Raw genomic sequence first — 16,986 nt, 5'->3', positions numbered from 1 at the left:
ATGTCTAATGAAAAAATTACTTTAAAACAATTAATCGATCATTGCTTTGACACATCGAAAACAACAATTAAACAGCAAATTGTTTTTGGATCCGGGAAAATAAAGAACCAAAATTTCAACATTGTTGGCACCATTGAAGACACCAGTTTTGGAGTTGACGAATCCATAGAAATGGCCCGATGTATTCTGGATATAATCAAAAATAACAACACAGATCCTATTGTCCTGTTGACTGATGTAGCCGGACAAAAATTAGCAGTACGTGATGAATGGCTAGGAATGTATGCATACTTTGCTCATTTATTAAAGTGTTTGCATTTGGCACGCCAAAATGGCAATAAAATCATTACCCTCATATACAATCAAGCCATTGGCGGCAGTTTTATCGCATTCGGGATGATGGCAGACAGAATATATGCTTTGAAAACTGCCAAATTGGCAGTGATGTGGTTAGAGGGTATGTCCAAAGTGACCAAGATAGATATCGATGTGTTACGAAAAATCAGCGAAACATCCCCGGTATTTGCCCCAGGCGTAGAAAATTTTAAAAAATTAGGAGGCTTACACCAGATACTTGATTTGGACGAAGTCTCGCAGCAATTGCTATTGACACTCAAGGAGCCCAATATTAGCCATGATAATCGTGCCGAATTAGGCAAACAATATGGCGGCCGCAAAGAAGCCTATGACATTATAAAAGCCATAGAAAACCTATGAACTATCTCAGACACACACTATGTTATCTTGATAAAAACACGACAACTGCAATCTTACCCGCTCCTGGACAACTTGATTTACTCCAGTATTGGTTAAAATGTGAATACCCCCTTATAGTAACCAGGCAGCCTGAAGATGTCTCCTGTGGACAAATCCAACTGGCCATTCCCTACTTTATCCCAGTACGAACCCAAAAATTACGCGCCAGCTACGTAGTGGATGACTCTTGGGTAATTAGCACAAGAGCACTCCCTTCTCTTCAAGAGATCTTCCCCTCTTTAGAACTTGATACAAGCAGCAAAATCCAGGTTTATGGCTCCTACTGCTGGCAATTCCTAACCCGGGAGCAATATGTCCAACCTTCCTCTGATCTGGATGTGCTGATATCTTATGACAATCAATCACTCTTTAACTTATCAGCATTGAAAAAACATTTACAAAAAACGCTTAACATTAATTGTATAGACGGTGAAATACGCTTTCCTGCTTTAGGCGAGTGTTCTTGGGCAGAATTGTTACAAATACAATCCAGTGATTCCATTTTGTTTAAAACAACAAAAAAAGTCATTTTAGTGAAAAGAGAGAGCTTATATGCAAACTTTCCGACACTCATTGCCTAATCCGCACAAAATTGCCAGATATTTCGCAAAAACAGCAGTTCAAGCACTGTATGATGAAGTAGCCTTGTATCCAAAACCCGGATTAGTCAGTTTTGTTGATAGTGGGGCACATCAAGATATGAATGGAGCTTTATTTTTTCGTAGTCTTTTTGGTTTGCGCCATTATTTTTTTCAGGTTGGTCTGCATACCGCTTTGGGATATTCACCTAAAAGTCTGGTAACATTTGGCTTGAATGCCGAAAAAACCATGCTAAAGATTACTGGTGGGGTCAATACCCATCGGGGAGCTATATTTGCCCTTGGTATATTATGTACTGCGATTTGCAAATTAAGTGCAAAATATCATACTTTTTCTATCGCAGATCTGCATTATGCGATTATTGATCAATGGGCTCAATACCTGGAAAAGGAACACCAAAACAGAGATACTCATGGTACATTAGTAACGAAAAGATATGCTGTATATGATGCCAAACAAACTGCCATTGAAGGGTATAAACCAGTATTCGATACTTATAATGAATTGTTGAGCATGACTCACGATCAGACATTCTTTGGCTTATTGGCATACCAACGTTTATTATTGACCATTGACGATATCAATATCCTTTATCGTTCAGGCCCCGAAGGATTACAATTTGCCCGCTATCATATTCAACAAGGCATATCTCAAAACAATCGGGAACAATCCATACAAAAAGCCATTGAACTGCATCAATTATTTTCCCAAAAAAACATAAGTCCCGGGGGTGTAGCAGATATGTTAGGCTTAATTTATTTTTTAAGGCATGTTTTCTCAAGAGAAGCTAAATGAAACTATTATTTATTTTTGCCGGACAAGGTTATCATGCTAACAGTTTGTTTGATATTTTTCGAACTGATAAAAAGGCAATGAATCTTCTAAAGATAATGTCTTCTGCAGCTGAAATTGACTTCTTACAAAATGATCTTGAAATAACCAATCCGCATTCTGTTCAATCTATTATTGGCGCCTATCAGTTGACTCTTTTTTCAAGACTGCTGCCGCTCTTCACAAATCATCAAGTTGACCTGGCTGGTTACAGTTTAGGCGAAATCAGCGCCTTTTTAGGGAGCATTAATGCAAGTCCTCAAGATTCCTTTAAATTATTCAGGTATCGTACCCAACTTATGACATCGATAGTAGATAAAAATATCATTGAAGAATACGATTTGTTGTCTATCGTTGGACAATTTATATTGGAAGAGATTCAACCTGTTATTGCAAAACATAACTGCTATATTGCTATTATCAATTCAACACAACACGTGGTGATCGGCGGAAAAATTTCAGATTTAACAAAATTGATCACAGCGCTTTCCCAATATCCTGTAAGACATGCGAAATTTTTAGGAGTTTATCTGCCTTCTCATACGGATTTTTACTCTGATAAGAGCAAACAATTCCAGCAATTTCTGGATGAAAATTATGGTTTTTATTCTCTAAAATATCCTGTCATCAGCCCGCTAGAATTAAATAAAATATACGATGCCAGGCAAGAAAGAGTTTTGCTTGGCCAAGAGCTATGTACAACACTTCAATGGCATAGAGTTTGCTCTTTAATCGGTGAGTATCAGTACAATTTGATTATAGATCTCGGACCTGGCGATTCAATGACTACTATCTTGACCAAAGCAAACGCAGAATCGCTCAATATACCCTTAATTACTGCATCACATTACAATAGTTTAAAAGGGCTTTGTAACGCCATAACATCGCTTACCTCATCTTATCAATGAGATAATATTCATTAAATTTCGCCCGGTTTAAAAATTAAATTGACTTAATCATCTTGTACTTTCAATTCTATTGATTTATTAAAAAGAGATCTCTTACCATAGCGGCTTTGCTCCATCAAGCACAGGGATCTTCTTTGAAAAACTTGTTGTTTCTTGTTTTGGTTATCCTGACTAACTCGCTGATGGCCCAGGAAAACTTGGTCTTTGCTGTCATTGGAGACTATGGTGCCAATTCTTTAGCGGAAGCCAAAGTAGCCAGTGTCCTCAAGTCTAAAAATCCCCAGTTTATCCTTACTCTTGGAGATAATAATTACACCCACGGTTGCTGGAAAACCATTGATAAGAATATTGGTAAATATTATCACGAATACATAGGCAATTATCAGGGAAAATACGGGAAAGGTTCTGATATCAATCGCTTTTTCCCTACTCTGGGTAATCATGATTGGCTTGCTCGAAAGACTTGTTTATATCAGGGAACATTACCCTATTTCAGCTATTTTACCCTTCCTGGAAATCAAAGTTATTATGATTTTGTTCGCGGCCCAATCCATTTTTTTGCCTTGGATAGTGATTCTCATGAACCGGATGGAAGCAAGGAAGGTTCCAAGCAATATCAATGGTTGTTTGAACAGGTACAACAATCAAAAGCTCCCTTTAAAATAGTCTATTTTCATCATGCTCCGTTGAGTTCTGGCAAACATGGTTCCAATACCCGTATGCAATGGAATTTTGCCGCTATGGGTATTGATGTGGTCATGGGAGGTCATGATCATCACTACGAGCGTATCGAACGCAACGGAATTGTTTATTATGTCAATGGAGCCGGAGGAGCAGAGCTTTATTCCTATAAAAAATGGGTGGAAGGAAGCAAATTTTTCTACTCTAAACACCATGGATTCATGCTGATAACAGTTCTCGAGCATGCCCTGAAAATTCAATTCATCAATGATGATGATGAAATCAAGGATGAAATAGTCATTCAAGAAAAACCGGGTATTGGATAACATCAGTACCTTGGGGGTTTTTGTAAGTCCTGAACATAAGAAAATGACGAGTTTACACCATTCTTGCCTCGGTTTTCTTAATATTCACATAATATTTCTTTGATAAAATGGCAATATTAAATACTTTTTGTATTATTGTATATCCATATGACGCCTTTGTTTCCAGAAAAAAATACTCCCCTTACTATAAAACAAGGCCCAGTCGATGATTGTTACTTGCTAGTCGCATTAGATTGTATTTTTAACTCTGGAGACGAAGCGCGTCAATTGTTAGCATCAAAGTTTACGCAAACTCCACTTGGGCTAACCGCCCGCATTAAACGAAATAATCAGAGTACCCGACTTGATTCTCAGAAAATGCGCGGCAAATATATCCACGTTTATGATCGAAACACAGATGAAGATGTTTTTTTTATAGGCCAGCAAAAACTGAAAGAAATTGATAATTCAAAAAAAGGGGTACAAACCAATTCACTTGCAATTAAAGTTTTAGAACGAATCAGTCCCTATTATTACACCGGAGATTGGGATCATACCGGTGAATCTGGCAGTCTAACGGCTCATAGCTTAAGACAAAGACACATGGAATCCTCCACCCGTTTTGTCGGTAAGTTACTAGGTATTCATGCTGAAGATACTGAAGAAATGGATGAAATCATCAAGCTCAAATTAATGAATCCAAGGGAAGCCATTTATATCAGCTTCGCCTATGGTGAGCCAGATGCCAATGGAAAAATTCATGAGCGTCATGCATTAAGAATAGATAAAGTGGTCCCTAAAACAAATGGTGGTTATGATTTTATTTTAGTCAATCCATGGGATAATCAAAAGCAGGAAACATTCAGTTTAGGAGAACTTGAAAAACGAGATTGCCGTTTTTGTACCTTCAGTCTCAATCAACAGAGATATGAAATCACACGTGTTTTATTAAAAAATCCGGTAGAGCAAGGGCAATATATTTTTGCAAACCCGGAATTGTTTACCCTGCTCTTGCAAATGCAAAAGCTAAGCCTGTTATCCGATGCTAAAAATATTCAAGCGTGTATTAATCTTCACAAACAAATGCCTTACTTGCCCTCCCTATACAATTCATTAACATCTGACGAACAAAAAAAACTGATTCAAGGAATGGTAGGCACAAAGGGTGATAAAGAAAAGTTTACAAAACACCTGATATCGAACGTTCCTCGACTGGATTTGATTAAAACGATTTTTCAAAACGAACCTCTGGAAAATAAAACTGAGAACATGATTGTTGACCTCGCACTTGAAGCAAAAAAGAAACATTCACCAGCACGCATTGTTTTCGAAGATCCGGAATTTTTTACTTTAATCATGAATCGAGCGATTCATCATAAAGCAAACATTCGGGGATGCAGTCAGGAACAAGCAAAAAAATTGATTGAATCCAAAATGATTAATTTTTATTTTGATAACATCGGAACAGATAGCCTGACTCGAAATGCAAGGTTATGTGAATTATTTGCCACAAAGATTTTCACAAAAACATCCATTGAAGCCTGGTTTGCTGCCAGACTTTCTTTGACTAATGTTGATTTGCCTCAGGCATTAAAAACTCTGGGATTTTCTGATCAACGTTCTGGAGTAATGAGCGCACCGGTTCTAAAAAAGCAAACAGCTTTGGCGGCTGGCCAGGTTGGATTTTTCCCAATCCATAAATCCTCACCGGCACTGGTAGCAAATAAAACTCCTGCTCCAATCCAGGAACTGACTACAAAAAAATCATCTGTTCCTACTCTACCATCTATAGTAAAAAAACCTTCTACACCGATTCCAGAACCTATTGCAAAAAAATTATCTACACCAACTCCACCACTTCAAGGGAACGGATTATCCATTTATAACCCAACGAAGCAAACATCTGTAAAAACACTCCCTCCGTTAAAAGGCATGCGTATTACACCACTCCCCTAGAGTTTATGGTATACCTATCGTGCTCTCGGTATTTTCTGTTGCCCAAGATAAGTCAGATTTTGGCTTCTCTAAAACTCAGTAACAACTTGACAATGTGGAACCCTAGTAAGAAGAGATTCAAGATCACTTACTTTATGCTAATATTGATTCAATATTGCAATAACAAAACTCCAATCGACGATCATGATGAACAAAGATAGCCACCCATTGCTTGCTATAGCAGCAGAAGAAGTCCCACTCCGTACCAAACCCTCTATTTATCCCGAGCCATTCGCATCCATGATGACTGGTCGTCAAAAACATCCGTTAGGGGATTTTTTTGGAATAAAAAATTTTGGCGTCAACTTAACAAGATTAGCTCCTGGCGCACAATCCGCTTTGCTGCATAAACATAAACTACAGGAAGAATTCATTTTTATCCTGAAAGGGCAACCAACATTGATAACTGAAACTGCGCACATTCAATTACATCCCGGAATGTGTGCAGGATTTACTCCAAATGGCGCAGCACATCAACTGGTCAATCGGACAGCTGATGAAGTGGTTTATCTTGAAATAGGAGATCGAACCCAAGGCGATGAAGTAAACTATCCTGCCGATGATCTGGCAGCAGTCTTTGGTAATGATGGGCAGTGGCATTTTATGCATAAAAATGGAATGCCGTATTAATAACAAATAATTAGAAAGAAAAAATTATGATAACTAACAACATCAGATTCAATTCGATTATCTTCAGCCTGTTATTTGGTTTATTAAATTTACTCAATATCAACGTACTTCATGCGGATGACACTGGAGAGCAAAATCGTCTTAATTTAGAGAATTATTCTCCTCAAACAAAGAAATTATGCCAATCAGTAGCCGATTTATCAGTACCAAGCCAAAACCAGCTTGATGAGGCCAGCAAGGCCTCTCTAAAAAACTGTGATGCGCTTGATCTTTATTATGGTTTTAATGCAGCCCCCGATTATGACAAAGCCTTTCAATGCGCATTAATGAATAAAGATTATAATATCTTGGTCATGGCTTATGCCAATGGTAGAGGAGTAGCATTTAATCCTGATCTTGCCATGCATTTTGCCTGCATGATGGAGGATGCCGCTCCGGCGGAAATGGATGGTCGTATTGCCCATCTTGCACAGATAAAAGAGGGTAATAAGAAAACTTCTTTTGATATTTGCGATGACATTACCAGTGGGTATATGATGGGTTGGTGCTCTTCTATCGATCAGCGCCTGGAAGATGTAAAACGCAATAAAAAAATTAATGCCTTAGTCAGTCAGTGGACTGCTCAAGAACAATTATTATATCAGCAGGTTAGAAAAACTGCCGAAGTGTATATCCGTGATCATTCGATGAATGAAATTGATTTATCAGGAACTGCCAGAAGCGCATTTGCCATCAATGCGCAATTAGGTCTGAATCAAAGCCTGTTTGAGCTGTTACAAAAGGTAGATCGATGTGAGGCTCCTCTTGTGACAACAAAGCAATATGAGGAACTGGATAGGCAATTGAATAGTATCTATAAAAAGTTGATGGCAGATACTACCTCCTTTCAATACACTACTATTACCAAAGAAGGTATTAAAAAAACCGAGATAGCCTGGATTAAATATAGAGATGCCTGGATTCAACTTGCTCACACGAAATGCCCCAGGATCAGCGCAGAAAGCTGGCAAGTGCTCTTAATTCAAGACCGCATTAAATTGCTCAATGAAATTCTTGAGCTAGCTGAATAATTAATGTTATTGACTATCAAATAAAGCGAGTAATCAATGACCCGAAATTCAGTGAAAACAGTATGTATCTTTTTATCGATAATCCTTTATGTTATTGCCTTGTGCTTACCCGCGGCAATAATTCCTGATTTTGAACGAGGAATACATCAAACACATTATGGATTTGAAATTTTAATCACAGGGTGGATGGGTTTTCTAGCATGGCAACCTGCTTGGCTGGCAAACCTTTTGTATCTATTTTCATTACTGACCTATGGATCCAAAAACAGTTATCGCTTTGGCATTACAGCTTTTATTCTTGCCTTGCTTTCGCCATTCATTCTTGTAGAAAAATTATTAATCGGATTTTACGTATGGCTTGCCAGTTTTGCTGTCTTACTATACGGGAATAATTTGCATGAAATGACTATAGAGTAGATTTAAGATTAATAAGTTTATTCATTGTCTAATAGAATATTTACAGAATCATTAAAGCCTCATGTCTTAACATGAGGCTTATTGTAAGCTTGTATAGAAAATGCATTCTATGCATTAGATGCGGCTATTTTTTTAAAACGATCATGTCCTATGAAACGAGCTCCCGGTCCTTCATGAGTAATATCCTGAGCCTGATGGGTCAAGATGGAAATGGTATCAATGATGTTTCCTTTTTTAGTGAAATTACCACTAAAACTTAATACAGAACCACACCCGGGATAAACAACACTAAATGTCACAGTGTTACCTACAGCATAGCCCGTAATTGGTCTTTTTTGGCCAATTGCCTGGGGACAAGATTTAGAAGCAACAGCCGTGGTAAAATAACCTTCGACTTTATTATCTGATAGAGTTTTCAGTTCTAAAATTGAACCACGAGTGTTTTTAAAAGTTAAAACGTCTTGTTGGGCGTAATTAGGCAAACTAACCAACGAAGAGACAATAAAAACATTACTACACAACCATTTTATTTTCATTGATAATTCCTGAATAATGTTCATTGAAAGCACCAAAAATATTATTTTTGGTTTACCTACTTTATTACATACAATATTTATTGTATCTCCGTGAAATCACGGGTGATTACGATTAAATTTTGCTGCCAATTCTGCTCGGTTTTCACCTTAATTTCAATTTAAATAAATAGGCTAAAGCTACCCGAATTGTAGAATAGCATTTTGAATCAATTAAAAATCGCTTAATATTCTAAAACTGAATTTGGTGATTCTAGCCAATCCCAATGCAGTGAAACAAAGTACGGGAATAGCTAAACTCAATGGTTCGGGCATCCATTGCGCTGTCAGAATACCAATTAGACCTGCAAGACCAAACTGGCAAGCACCTAACAGAGCGGTAGCGATACCAGCTTGCTGTTCAAAATCCTTTAAGGCAAGCGCTGTTGCTGTACCCATACTCATACCAATGCCTACAGTCAAGCAAAGCATAGGAAGCATAAAACTTAAAATACTGGATTGATGAAGATTAAGAGCAATCATAAAAAAGCATGACAGAATCATTAACACCAGGCCCCAACGAACTATCCTTTCCAAGGAGTGAGAATAAGTAAGACGTGCAGCCATCATATTGGCGATAAACACTGTCATTGCATTCAAACCAAACCAGAAACCATATTCAGTCGCACTCAAGTGCAGTTGTGTGATCAAGATACCTGGCGATAGAGCACAAAACAAATACAATCCCAGTAAACTGGCTGCTGCAATCAATGTGTATTGGCGAAAATCAGAGTTATCTATTATCTGCCTCATCACTTGATGTACCCTCATCTGGGGTAGCTCTGGTTTGGGATAATGATAATCGGGGATGTAACGGAAGGCTATGCCACTCATTAACACCCCAAGCAAGGTTAAAAAGTAGAATCCACTATGCCAATCCTGCGTCAGATCCAGCAATAATCCCCCAATGACTGGAGCAGAACTGGCCACCATTGAATTGGTCCCAGACAAGATACTAAACAAGCGGGCACAGGTATTCGTTGAGAAATTATCTCGAACTATAATAAAGCACAGCAAATAGGTTCCACAGGCTCCAGCTGCCTGAATTATACGGGCAAAAATCAATGTCGGTACTGAAGGCGCCAACGCGGAGATCAACGATCCCGCAAGAAAAAGAAGTGCCATACTCAAGGCCATCTTTCGGCGGCCAAAACGATCGGCCAAAGGGCCAACCAATAACTGTCCCAAGGCTACAGTAAGCATAAACAAGTAAAGAGTAGCCTGCATTGTTGTACTGTCGGTCTTGAAAAAACGACTCATTTCTGGAATTGCAGGCACAAAAACATCCATAGCAAAAGAGATGCTGATAATGAGGGGAAATAATCGATAAAGGCTTTGTCTTTCTGTCCAACCAATAGAATTCAATTCATGGTATTCCTGTTAAAATACTTATTATAAAAAACACAAAAAGCGCTTAATAATAACAGATTTACACTGACTATTACAAAGTAACCTTTTAAATCAATACATTAGCCATACTTCCATTAGACTAGGTATAAAACGACAAATTTGTGTAAAATATATTCTATTAAAACCACACTAAAATTAAATAATATATAATTTAAATAGATTTAAAATGAATTGTGTTAGAGATGCCATGGAAACTGAAGAAGACAAAACAAAGCAATCGAATATCAAACGATTTAAAGAATTGCATCATCAAAAAGAACGGCAACTGCAGGAAGAGGAAGAATATAATCGACTTTTTAATCAATTAAGAGATGAGATAATTGCTCATCCAGAATCTTTGAAAGAAGAGGTCGAACTCAATTATGTTTTTTCTGAGGGAGCCAAACCAGATCTGATTGAGCTTTTAAAAGATTACAAAGATGAATTTGGTAAGGAGCCTATACCCCATGAGAGTGGATTTGCGCTGAGTTTTAATAGCAAGGAAGAAGCTGTTGATTTTTTTAAATCTCAATCTGAAAAAGGTCGTGCGTTTGACATGTATAATGCGAGTATAGATCATCGTGTTTATTCAGATGGTAAAGGGGTATTTGTTCACGGTACAAATGCTGAAGTTATGGATTATCTTAAAAATAAAGAAAAGTACGAAGTGGGTAAAGATGGAGCGCTAGCCAAAATAGATAATATGGAACACGGTATGTCAATACAGTAGTTGTCTGTCAAGAACATTGTTTTAGGAAAATATCCTGGCATTTTTATGAGGATTTATGTTTTGCAATTTCCTTGGCAAAACGATCCAGAAATCCTTGCAGAAAATTACGAGTAGGCTCTATGGTAATGGAATAATTGCTATCAATCAGTCCATCTTTATAAATAAGATAAACTTCCGGTTGCCCAAAATATATTCCATCAATTGCAACCATTATGCTTCGCAAATGCGATTGAGCAACAGCAGTTCCAATAGCTCCTGGACTCGTTCCAATAGCCGCCATTAGTTTTCCTGCCCATACATTTTTCCCATAGGGTCTGGTACCCCAATCTATAATATTCTTCAATACACCGGGTATCGATCGGTTATATTCCGGGGTCACGAATAAAACAGCATCTGCTTCCGTAATTTCTTTTTTTAACCGCATGACTGATTCAGGTAAATTGTTATCAAGATCCTGGTTATAAAGAGGAATATCATCTATTTTAATATGAGATAGCTGAAATGTAGGATGCTGAAGCTTCTCCAGGGCAAACGCTAATTTACGATTAAAAGACTCTTTACGAAGGCTTCCGACAATCACAGCTACTTTGAACATAAATTTTTCCTTAAATTTATTGATACAAAAAGAATTAATCCATTTATCAATGATTATGCATTAAAAAGCAGTTATTAAACAAGACGTATTCTTGCTATGCCAGTATCTCATTGCATGCAAGAAAAAATATGGATAATCCATTAATACATAAGGAATTCATAATGGGAATATTAATTAATGGCATTTGGCATGATGAAAATAATATAAACACGGACAAAGAAGGTCATTTTCTCCGTGCTGAATCCGGTTTCCGTCAGCACATTACTGCGAATGGAGAAAGTGGGTTTAAAGCAGAACCTGATCGATATCATTTATACCTATCCTATGCTTGTCCCTGGGCATGCCGAACATTAATCATGAGAAAACTGAAAGGATTGGAAAAAATTATTTCTGTTTCCTTTTCAGATCCAGTGATGGGGAAAAATGGCTGGAGTTATGGCGAATCAGGTAATGAAACAAAAGATGAAATCAATCATATCCATTATCTCAAGGAATTGTATTTGGTTGCCAGAAAAGATTATACCGGTAGAGTAACAGTTCCCGTTTTATGGGACAAAGAAAAGAAAACCATAGTCAATAATGAATCATCAGAAATCATGCGCATGTTGAATAGCGAATTTAATGCCTTTAGTACCACAGATTATGACTATTATCCAAAACAATGGCGCCAAAAAATTGATGAGATTAATCGGCTTGTCTATGAAAATATTAACAATGGGGTTTACAAATGCGGTTTCGCTAAATCTCAAAAAGCTTATGAAGAAGCATTTGACGCTTTATTTAAGACATTAAATCAAATAGAAAACCTATTGGCAACACAACGATATTTGACAGGAGAGCAACTAACAGAAGCCGACTGGCGTTTGTTTACAACCTTAATTCGATTCGATGCGGTATATCATGGTCACTTCAAATGCAACTTGCAAAGGATTATCGACTATCCACATTTATCCAATTATTTGCGAGAGCTTTATCAATTTCCTGGTATAAAGGAAACCGTAAATTTTAATCATATCAAACAACATTATTATCGTAGCCATTTAAGCATTAATCCTACCGGAATTGTTCCCAAGGGTCCAAAATTAAATTTGGATGAACCACATAACCGCTATTAATTCTGATAAATTTTTCAATAGCTACAAATAAGGATAAAAAAACCATGCAAAAAATCACTCCATGTCTCTGGTTCGATGATAAAGCTGAAGAAGCAGTGAAATGTTATATCTCGATTTTCAAAAATGGGAGTATTGAAAAAATTTCTTATTATGGCAAAGAAGGATTTGAATTTCATAAAAAGCCAGCAGGCAGTGTGATGACAATCCTCTTTAATTTGAATGGGCAACAATACGTAGCGCTTAACGGCGGACCTGAATTTCAATTTAACGAATCCATCTCACTGATGGTCAATTGCGATACTCAAGAAGAGTTGGATTACTTCTGGAAAAAGCTCTCAGCAGGTGGAGAAGAAGGCCCTTGTGGCTGGCTCAAAGACAAATTTGGATTATCCTGGCAGATAGTCCCCAGTATCTTGGCTGAATTATTGAGTGACCATCAAAGATCAGAAAAAGTAATGAGAGTGCTTCTGCAAATGAAAAAACTGGATATCGCAAAGCTCAAAGCTGCAGCAGATTAATATAAGACTTACAAAAAACGCCAAGACCGGGGTAAAAAATGACTTTTAACTAAGAAATTGGGGGCTGAATAAGTCCTGCAATAATTAATCTATCAAGGAGAACAGATGAAACCGCTAATACCTTACCTTCTTTTCAACGCTACCTGTCGGGAAGCAATGACATTTTATCAGGATTGTTTTGGAGGAGAATTAGAACTAATGACCTATGGTGATTCACCTGAAGGGACTTGTGATAAAAAGGCCGATAAAAATGAAATCATGCATGCCTGTTTAAGAAAAGACAGTTTCATTCTGATGGCATCTGATTGGCCAGGTGGTGAGGCAATACAAGGCAACAATGTGCATCTCAACATTGATTGCAGCACGAAATCAGAAATTGAAACCTTGTTTAAAAAACTCAGTCAGGATGGGACAGTAGTACAACCACTTGCCGATACCTTTTGGGGTGCGCACTTCGGTATGCTGATTGATAAATATAATATACACTGGATGTTAAATTATTACTTGAAACAATAGAAATCAAAATACAAAAAAATTCGATCGACAATTTTTGAGCAATTGATGCTGTTTCACTACATTGTAAATCCCCTATGACAAGCAAAACGCTAATCATACAGGGATTTACCCCATGTCATTATTTACGGTCATAAATACATGAGATGGTTTCTTGTTTAATATCATCTAACGTATTTCCTGTTTGAAAATGCTGCCCTCTGACCACCAGTTGCTCTTGCTCCAATACCATGGAAACCTTACTAAAAAACACATTCAAACTACCGGTTTCATTGATAAACAAATGATAATTAATAAAAATTAATGCTGTGTTATCTTGATTCCATCTCACTGTGGCATTGCCGCTTTCCGATAAAGATAAGCGAGAGGACGACTCTGCTCGGACTTCACCCATAATATATTTTTCTTCCATGAATCCATATGAAATAGAAATGTGATCTCGAGTATGCTTGATAGTCAGGTCCACAGCCGGATTACTACCACATTGCCCACTCCATATCCCAGAAAAATCTATTTGACTTTTTTTGATTTCATCATGAGCCCTATATCTCAGTTTGGTATTGTTTCTGAAATCATTCTCATGCTCAAACCAGGGAAGAGCTGATACCTGATTCATAAAACCAACGAAAAAGAATAAAACTATAAAAAAATATCTTATCATTTCTGACTTCCTTATCAATAAAACGGTTTTTACAGAATACTATTTCTTATGTCTAACCGAAATCGAATTCATAATATCTTTGACTTCGACCTTTTAAGGAGTATTCAGGGAAATGGTGCCAAAGGCTCCTAGTTTTTGACTCCACTCTTATAAAATGGCGCAGTCTTGTTTGGTTATAAGACTTACTTCGAGTAATCCACAGGAAATTGATATCCCAGTACCTCAAAACTGAATATTTTTGATTTCACAAACTATTGGCATGGTTTTTATCAGACAATTTGCTGGCAACATAAGTAATAGCTAAAGCAGCGCCTCCAAATAACCCCCACTTTAGTACTTTCGATGCATAAGAACTATTGCTCTTTTCTATCCTGGGATCACTTTCTTTTTTTAAATAACCATGATCCATTTGCTGTGACATATGTTCTATGGCTTCTATTAAATACTGGATAATATCCTCAGGTTTGGCAGGATCTTCCGCATTACCCATCTGGATAAAGTTTTTTTGGCTATGAAAATAGGCATCTGGATTCATTGGAGAAAGGGTATTGCTCAGAAAATCTTCTAATAAAACACCTACCGTATCATCACCATTAATTTGTTTATTCACCAACTCTTTATCCAAACACTCGATAGGCAGTTTTAATAAATAAAATTGCAGGTATTGCAATACCATGACATGTTCATTAGGTGTTAAATCACCTTCCTTACGTTCAGTAGGAATTCCAAAAAACAGATTATAGTTGGATTCGAAGTAAGATTTTATGGCCGTTTTTTGCTGAGCTGATAACCCCATACTGAACCTCCTCCAATAGCTGTAAAGTCTAAATAATGCAAAGTAAAGCTTAACAGAAGACATACTGATCTTAAATATTTCATGATGACCTTACAATGAATTTTGTGTTTAAATTATAAATAATCAAATAAAAACAACATTAAGATTTTGCTGTCATTGTTTGGAGGGATTTGTTAAGTTAATCTTTTCTTTGAGTTTCACGAATCAATATGAATCGCTTCATTCATTCTTTATTGTTTCTCTTGATAACCTGCTCTTCAGGCTCTTTCAATCTTTATGCAGCCAATAAAAATAATGATTTTGTTTTATTTGAAAAAATATTTACTGACTGGACTTTGGCATTTAATCAAAAAAAACTGGCACCAACCTGTGCTTTATTTGCAAAATCATTGGCTGCCGATTATCAGGGTGCCCCGCAAAAGAATTACACGTCTATTTGTCATGGCTTTAAGAAAATATTTCAGCAAACAAGGAAAAATTACCAATATCATTTTAAATTAAAACGGGTCTATCGCTCAGGCCATCTTGCTGTTGCAAGAATTACCTGGTACTTGCAAATATTTGAGCAAGGAAAACTCATTTCCGAGACGCAAGATGAAGGATTAGATGTCTTTCTTAAAGATTCACAAAATCAATGGAAAATTATCAATTTCATAGCATACCCTGTCCCTGACAATCTCAATGAAAAACACTAAAACAAGGTGTAACAATAAATTGTAATATGATCTTGGATTGATCTTGTTGTATTTTATCAATATAATCACGCCTCTATTTATTTGATGAGTATTAGAATGATCACTGAAATTGAAACATTACTAAAAAGAGCCGGGTTTACTTATGTAGGAAATGGCAGAGGCTTGGGGGAATTTGAAAAATATGAAAACCATCTCTACCATAAAACTGTTTATGGCTCAATACAGCAGATCCAACTGGCTATGGACAGAGAGAATGACACGGTCAGACCTGTGTTTTCAAAAAATGTCCCAGTAGAGCTACGTGACAGTATTTATGACATCATGAAAGGCTCATCTGAAAAAAATTCGTTACAATTTAATTGACATTAGAGTCTGTTGACAATTCATTTTATAATATAATCCTACTAGGTGCCACGGCTGTCCGTGGTACCCATAAGCTCTCCGGATACTGCGGAAAAGCCGCAGTACGTAGCGGTTATAGAGCAATTGTCAACAGATACTGGATTTTGAGCCATAATTTTTAAATGAAACCCATAACACATATCGCAGATAAAAAAATACTATCTATCCCTATCAAAGAATGTGTCGAAGAACTCATTGATCTTAAAAACCAAAATATTATTGTTTATGGACCACCTCCAGAAACACCCTTAACCGCAAATGACTACACCAAAATACGTAAAACTGTATATCAAAAATTATGTTTGGCACAAAATGACCTGCCCAACGGCTGGCGTTTTAGATTATATGAAGGATTACGCAGTCTGTCTGTTCAGGAAATTCTGTTTAACCAACAATGTGATAACCTGCGTCAAAGCAAACAGTACGATTCCTACGAGGATTTATTTGATGCAACGTGCCGCCTGGTTTCTCCAGTAGTCCATTTGGATGGGACAGCCAATGTACCGCCACATAGCACTGGGGCTGCAATCGATCTTGAGCTCATTGATAGTTATGGTAATCTGGTTAATCTTGGAATGGCCGCAAAGGATTGGTTGATCGTCGACCCTGATTTATGCGAAACCGATTCAAAACTCATTTCTGAAGAAGCTATGCAAAATCGTATTCTGATGCTGAAAATACTGACTAAGCATGGTTTTGTTGTTAATTACCCCAGAGAATGGTGGCATTTTTCTTATGGAGATCGCCTATGGGCCTATATGACAGAACATTCTACCGCGATCTACGGTACAATCATAAATAATTAAC

Annotated in this window: 21 protein-coding genes; 16 read left to right on the top strand and 5 right to left on the bottom strand. The window is 37.1% G+C overall.

All coding sequences use genetic code 11. The features are described 5' to 3' along the window. The 9 genes from mdcE (at position 1) to CC34_RS0106935 (ending at position 8,193) form a co-directional block, all read left to right on the top strand. Positions 1-717 (top strand): biotin-independent malonate decarboxylase subunit gamma, encoded by a 717-nt coding sequence (gene mdcE, locus CC34_RS0106975; RefSeq protein WP_028378471.1) that lies wholly within the window; start codon positions 1-3, stop codon positions 715-717. Beyond that, positions 714-1,337 carry a malonate decarboxylase holo-[acyl-carrier-protein] synthase gene (mdcG, locus tag CC34_RS0106970; protein ID WP_028378470.1) on the top strand — a complete coding sequence of 208 codons (624 nt, stop codon included), beginning with the start codon at positions 714-716 and terminating at the stop codon, positions 1,335-1,337. Before mdcE ends, mdcG begins: the two co-directional genes overlap by 4 nt. Continuing rightward, positions 1,309-2,151: a triphosphoribosyl-dephospho-CoA synthase MdcB gene (gene mdcB, locus CC34_RS0106965; protein WP_028378469.1), complete on the top strand. Its 843-nt coding sequence runs from the start codon at positions 1,309-1,311 to the stop codon at positions 2,149-2,151. The genes mdcG and mdcB overlap by 29 nt, the downstream gene beginning before the upstream one ends. After that, on the top strand, positions 2,148-3,095 hold the full coding sequence (mdcH, locus tag CC34_RS0106960) for a malonate decarboxylase subunit epsilon (protein WP_028378468.1): 948 nt from the start codon (positions 2,148-2,150) through the stop codon (positions 3,093-3,095). The genes mdcB and mdcH overlap by 4 nt, the downstream gene beginning before the upstream one ends. Positions 3,096-3,229: 134 nt before the next feature. Then, a complete protein-coding gene (locus CC34_RS0106955) occupies positions 3,230-4,102 on the top strand; it encodes a metallophosphoesterase family protein (RefSeq protein ID WP_028379303.1) in 873 nt (290 codons plus the stop codon). A gap of 135 nt (positions 4,103-4,237) precedes the next feature. Further along, positions 4,238-6,037, top strand: a complete 1,800-nt coding sequence (locus CC34_RS0106950) for a hypothetical protein (protein WP_080274142.1) — start codon at positions 4,238-4,240, stop codon at positions 6,035-6,037. Between the two features lie 183 nt (positions 6,038-6,220). Next, a complete protein-coding gene (locus CC34_RS0106945) occupies positions 6,221-6,706 on the top strand; it encodes a cupin domain-containing protein (RefSeq protein WP_028378465.1) in 486 nt (161 codons plus the stop codon). Positions 6,707-6,732: 26 nt separating this feature from the next. Continuing rightward, the gene (locus CC34_RS0106940; protein WP_028378464.1) at positions 6,733-7,776 is read left to right on the top strand and encodes a lysozyme inhibitor LprI family protein; all 1,044 of its coding nucleotides are present in this window, start codon (positions 6,733-6,735) and stop codon (positions 7,774-7,776) included. 36 nt (positions 7,777-7,812) lie between these two features. Beyond that, complete coding sequence (locus CC34_RS0106935; protein ID WP_027265324.1) at positions 7,813-8,193, top strand: hypothetical protein; 381 nt, start codon at positions 7,813-7,815, stop codon at positions 8,191-8,193. A gap of 107 nt (positions 8,194-8,300) precedes the next feature. Here CC34_RS0106935 and CC34_RS1000000116990 read toward each other — a convergent pair whose 3' ends face one another. Both CC34_RS1000000116990 and CC34_RS0106925 read right to left on the bottom strand, forming a co-directional pair. Next, a complete protein-coding gene (locus tag CC34_RS1000000116990) occupies positions 8,301-8,729 on the bottom strand; it encodes an avidin/streptavidin family protein (RefSeq protein ID WP_230305070.1) in 429 nt (142 codons plus the stop codon). A 210-nt stretch (positions 8,730-8,939) separates the two neighbouring features. Beyond that, the gene (locus tag CC34_RS0106925) at positions 8,940-10,130 is read right to left on the bottom strand and encodes a multidrug effflux MFS transporter (RefSeq protein ID WP_028378463.1); all 1,191 of its coding nucleotides are present in this window, start codon (positions 10,128-10,130) and stop codon (positions 8,940-8,942) included. A 232-nt stretch (positions 10,131-10,362) separates the two neighbouring features. On the opposite strand from CC34_RS0106925, the gene CC34_RS0106920 reads away from it, so the two are divergent. Continuing rightward, on the top strand, positions 10,363-10,884 hold the full coding sequence (locus tag CC34_RS0106920) for a hypothetical protein (RefSeq protein ID WP_028378462.1): 522 nt from the start codon (positions 10,363-10,365) through the stop codon (positions 10,882-10,884). 43 nt (positions 10,885-10,927) lie between these two features. Here the strand turns inward: CC34_RS0106920 and CC34_RS0106915 are convergent, their stop codons facing one another. Further along, positions 10,928-11,479 carry an NADPH-dependent FMN reductase gene (locus CC34_RS0106915; RefSeq protein WP_028378461.1) on the bottom strand — a complete coding sequence of 184 codons (552 nt, stop codon included), beginning with the start codon at positions 11,477-11,479 and terminating at the stop codon, positions 10,928-10,930. Positions 11,480-11,640: 161 nt separating this feature from the next. Between CC34_RS0106915 and CC34_RS0106910 the strand changes: the two genes are divergently transcribed. The 3 genes from CC34_RS0106910 (at position 11,641) to CC34_RS0106900 (ending at position 13,628) form a co-directional block, all read left to right on the top strand. After that, positions 11,641-12,594 carry a glutathione S-transferase family protein gene (locus CC34_RS0106910; protein WP_028378460.1) on the top strand — a complete coding sequence of 318 codons (954 nt, stop codon included), beginning with the start codon at positions 11,641-11,643 and terminating at the stop codon, positions 12,592-12,594. Positions 12,595-12,638: 44 nt separating this feature from the next. Beyond that, complete coding sequence (locus CC34_RS0106905; RefSeq protein WP_028378459.1) at positions 12,639-13,112, top strand: VOC family protein; 474 nt, start codon at positions 12,639-12,641, stop codon at positions 13,110-13,112. 105 nt (positions 13,113-13,217) lie between these two features. Continuing rightward, a complete protein-coding gene (locus CC34_RS0106900; RefSeq protein WP_028378458.1) occupies positions 13,218-13,628 on the top strand; it encodes a VOC family protein in 411 nt (136 codons plus the stop codon). 118 nt (positions 13,629-13,746) lie between these two features. Here the strand turns inward: CC34_RS0106900 and CC34_RS0106895 are convergent, their stop codons facing one another. Both CC34_RS0106895 and CC34_RS0106890 read right to left on the bottom strand, forming a co-directional pair. Continuing rightward, positions 13,747-14,304 carry a hypothetical protein gene (locus CC34_RS0106895; protein ID WP_080274141.1) on the bottom strand — a complete coding sequence of 186 codons (558 nt, stop codon included), beginning with the start codon at positions 14,302-14,304 and terminating at the stop codon, positions 13,747-13,749. 226 nt (positions 14,305-14,530) lie between these two features. Beyond that, the gene (locus CC34_RS0106890; protein WP_080274140.1) at positions 14,531-15,145 is read right to left on the bottom strand and encodes a hypothetical protein; all 615 of its coding nucleotides are present in this window, start codon (positions 15,143-15,145) and stop codon (positions 14,531-14,533) included. Positions 15,146-15,291: 146 nt separating this feature from the next. Here CC34_RS0106890 and CC34_RS0106885 point away from each other — a divergent pair, with 146 nt between their 5' ends. The 3 genes from CC34_RS0106885 to CC34_RS0106875 all read left to right on the top strand — a co-directional run bounded on the left by CC34_RS0106885 (position 15,292) and on the right by CC34_RS0106875 (position 16,985). Beyond that, positions 15,292-15,777 carry a Cif family virulence factor gene (locus CC34_RS0106885; protein WP_028378455.1) on the top strand — a complete coding sequence of 162 codons (486 nt, stop codon included), beginning with the start codon at positions 15,292-15,294 and terminating at the stop codon, positions 15,775-15,777. Positions 15,778-15,873: 96 nt separating this feature from the next. Beyond that, positions 15,874-16,140 (top strand): hypothetical protein, encoded by a 267-nt coding sequence (locus CC34_RS0106880; protein WP_028378454.1) that lies wholly within the window; start codon positions 15,874-15,876, stop codon positions 16,138-16,140. A 161-nt stretch (positions 16,141-16,301) separates the two neighbouring features. Continuing rightward, positions 16,302-16,985 carry a M15 family metallopeptidase gene (locus CC34_RS0106875; protein WP_028379302.1) on the top strand — a complete coding sequence of 228 codons (684 nt, stop codon included), beginning with the start codon at positions 16,302-16,304 and terminating at the stop codon, positions 16,983-16,985. Position 16,986: the final 1 nt, after the last annotated feature.

Origin of the sequence: Legionella pneumophila subsp. fraseri (assembly GCF_000586315.1) — a bacterium.
GTDB classification, from domain to species: domain Bacteria; phylum Pseudomonadota; class Gammaproteobacteria; order Legionellales; family Legionellaceae; genus Legionella; species Legionella pneumophila_B.
This window is presented reverse-complemented; position numbering and strand designations above follow the sequence as displayed.

What these genes read in the sequence shown, in the direction of transcription:
- CC34_RS1000000116990 (WP_230305070.1), bottom strand. Translation starts at nt 8,729, where the DNA reads ATGAAAATAAAATGGTTGTGTAGTAATGTTTTTATTGTCTCTTCGTTG.
- mdcE (WP_028378471.1), top strand. Translation starts at nt 1, where the DNA reads ATGTCTAATGAAAAAATTACTTTAAAACAATTAATCGATCATTGCTTT.
- CC34_RS0106945 (WP_028378465.1), top strand. Translation starts at nt 6,221, where the DNA reads ATGATGAACAAAGATAGCCACCCATTGCTTGCTATAGCAGCAGAAGAA.
- CC34_RS0106910 (WP_028378460.1), top strand. Translation starts at nt 11,641, where the DNA reads ATGGGAATATTAATTAATGGCATTTGGCATGATGAAAATAATATAAAC.
- CC34_RS0106905 (WP_028378459.1), top strand. Translation starts at nt 12,639, where the DNA reads ATGCAAAAAATCACTCCATGTCTCTGGTTCGATGATAAAGCTGAAGAA.
- CC34_RS0106900 (WP_028378458.1), top strand. Translation starts at nt 13,218, where the DNA reads ATGAAACCGCTAATACCTTACCTTCTTTTCAACGCTACCTGTCGGGAA.
- mdcH (WP_028378468.1), top strand. Translation starts at nt 2,148, where the DNA reads ATGAAACTATTATTTATTTTTGCCGGACAAGGTTATCATGCTAACAGT.
- mdcB (WP_028378469.1), top strand. Translation starts at nt 1,309, where the DNA reads ATGCAAACTTTCCGACACTCATTGCCTAATCCGCACAAAATTGCCAGA.
- CC34_RS0106935 (WP_027265324.1), top strand. Translation starts at nt 7,813, where the DNA reads ATGACCCGAAATTCAGTGAAAACAGTATGTATCTTTTTATCGATAATC.
- mdcG (WP_028378470.1), top strand. Translation starts at nt 714, where the DNA reads ATGAACTATCTCAGACACACACTATGTTATCTTGATAAAAACACGACA.
- CC34_RS0106885 (WP_028378455.1), top strand. Translation starts at nt 15,292, where the DNA reads ATGAATCGCTTCATTCATTCTTTATTGTTTCTCTTGATAACCTGCTCT.
- CC34_RS0106920 (WP_028378462.1), top strand. Translation starts at nt 10,363, where the DNA reads ATGGAAACTGAAGAAGACAAAACAAAGCAATCGAATATCAAACGATTT.
- CC34_RS0106880 (WP_028378454.1), top strand. Translation starts at nt 15,874, where the DNA reads ATGATCACTGAAATTGAAACATTACTAAAAAGAGCCGGGTTTACTTAT.
- CC34_RS0106890 (WP_080274140.1), bottom strand. Translation starts at nt 15,145, where the DNA reads ATGTCTTCTGTTAAGCTTTACTTTGCATTATTTAGACTTTACAGCTAT.
- CC34_RS0106875 (WP_028379302.1), top strand. Translation starts at nt 16,302, where the DNA reads ATGAAACCCATAACACATATCGCAGATAAAAAAATACTATCTATCCCT.
- CC34_RS0106940 (WP_028378464.1), top strand. Translation starts at nt 6,733, where the DNA reads ATGATAACTAACAACATCAGATTCAATTCGATTATCTTCAGCCTGTTA.
- CC34_RS0106915 (WP_028378461.1), bottom strand. Translation starts at nt 11,479, where the DNA reads ATGTTCAAAGTAGCTGTGATTGTCGGAAGCCTTCGTAAAGAGTCTTTT.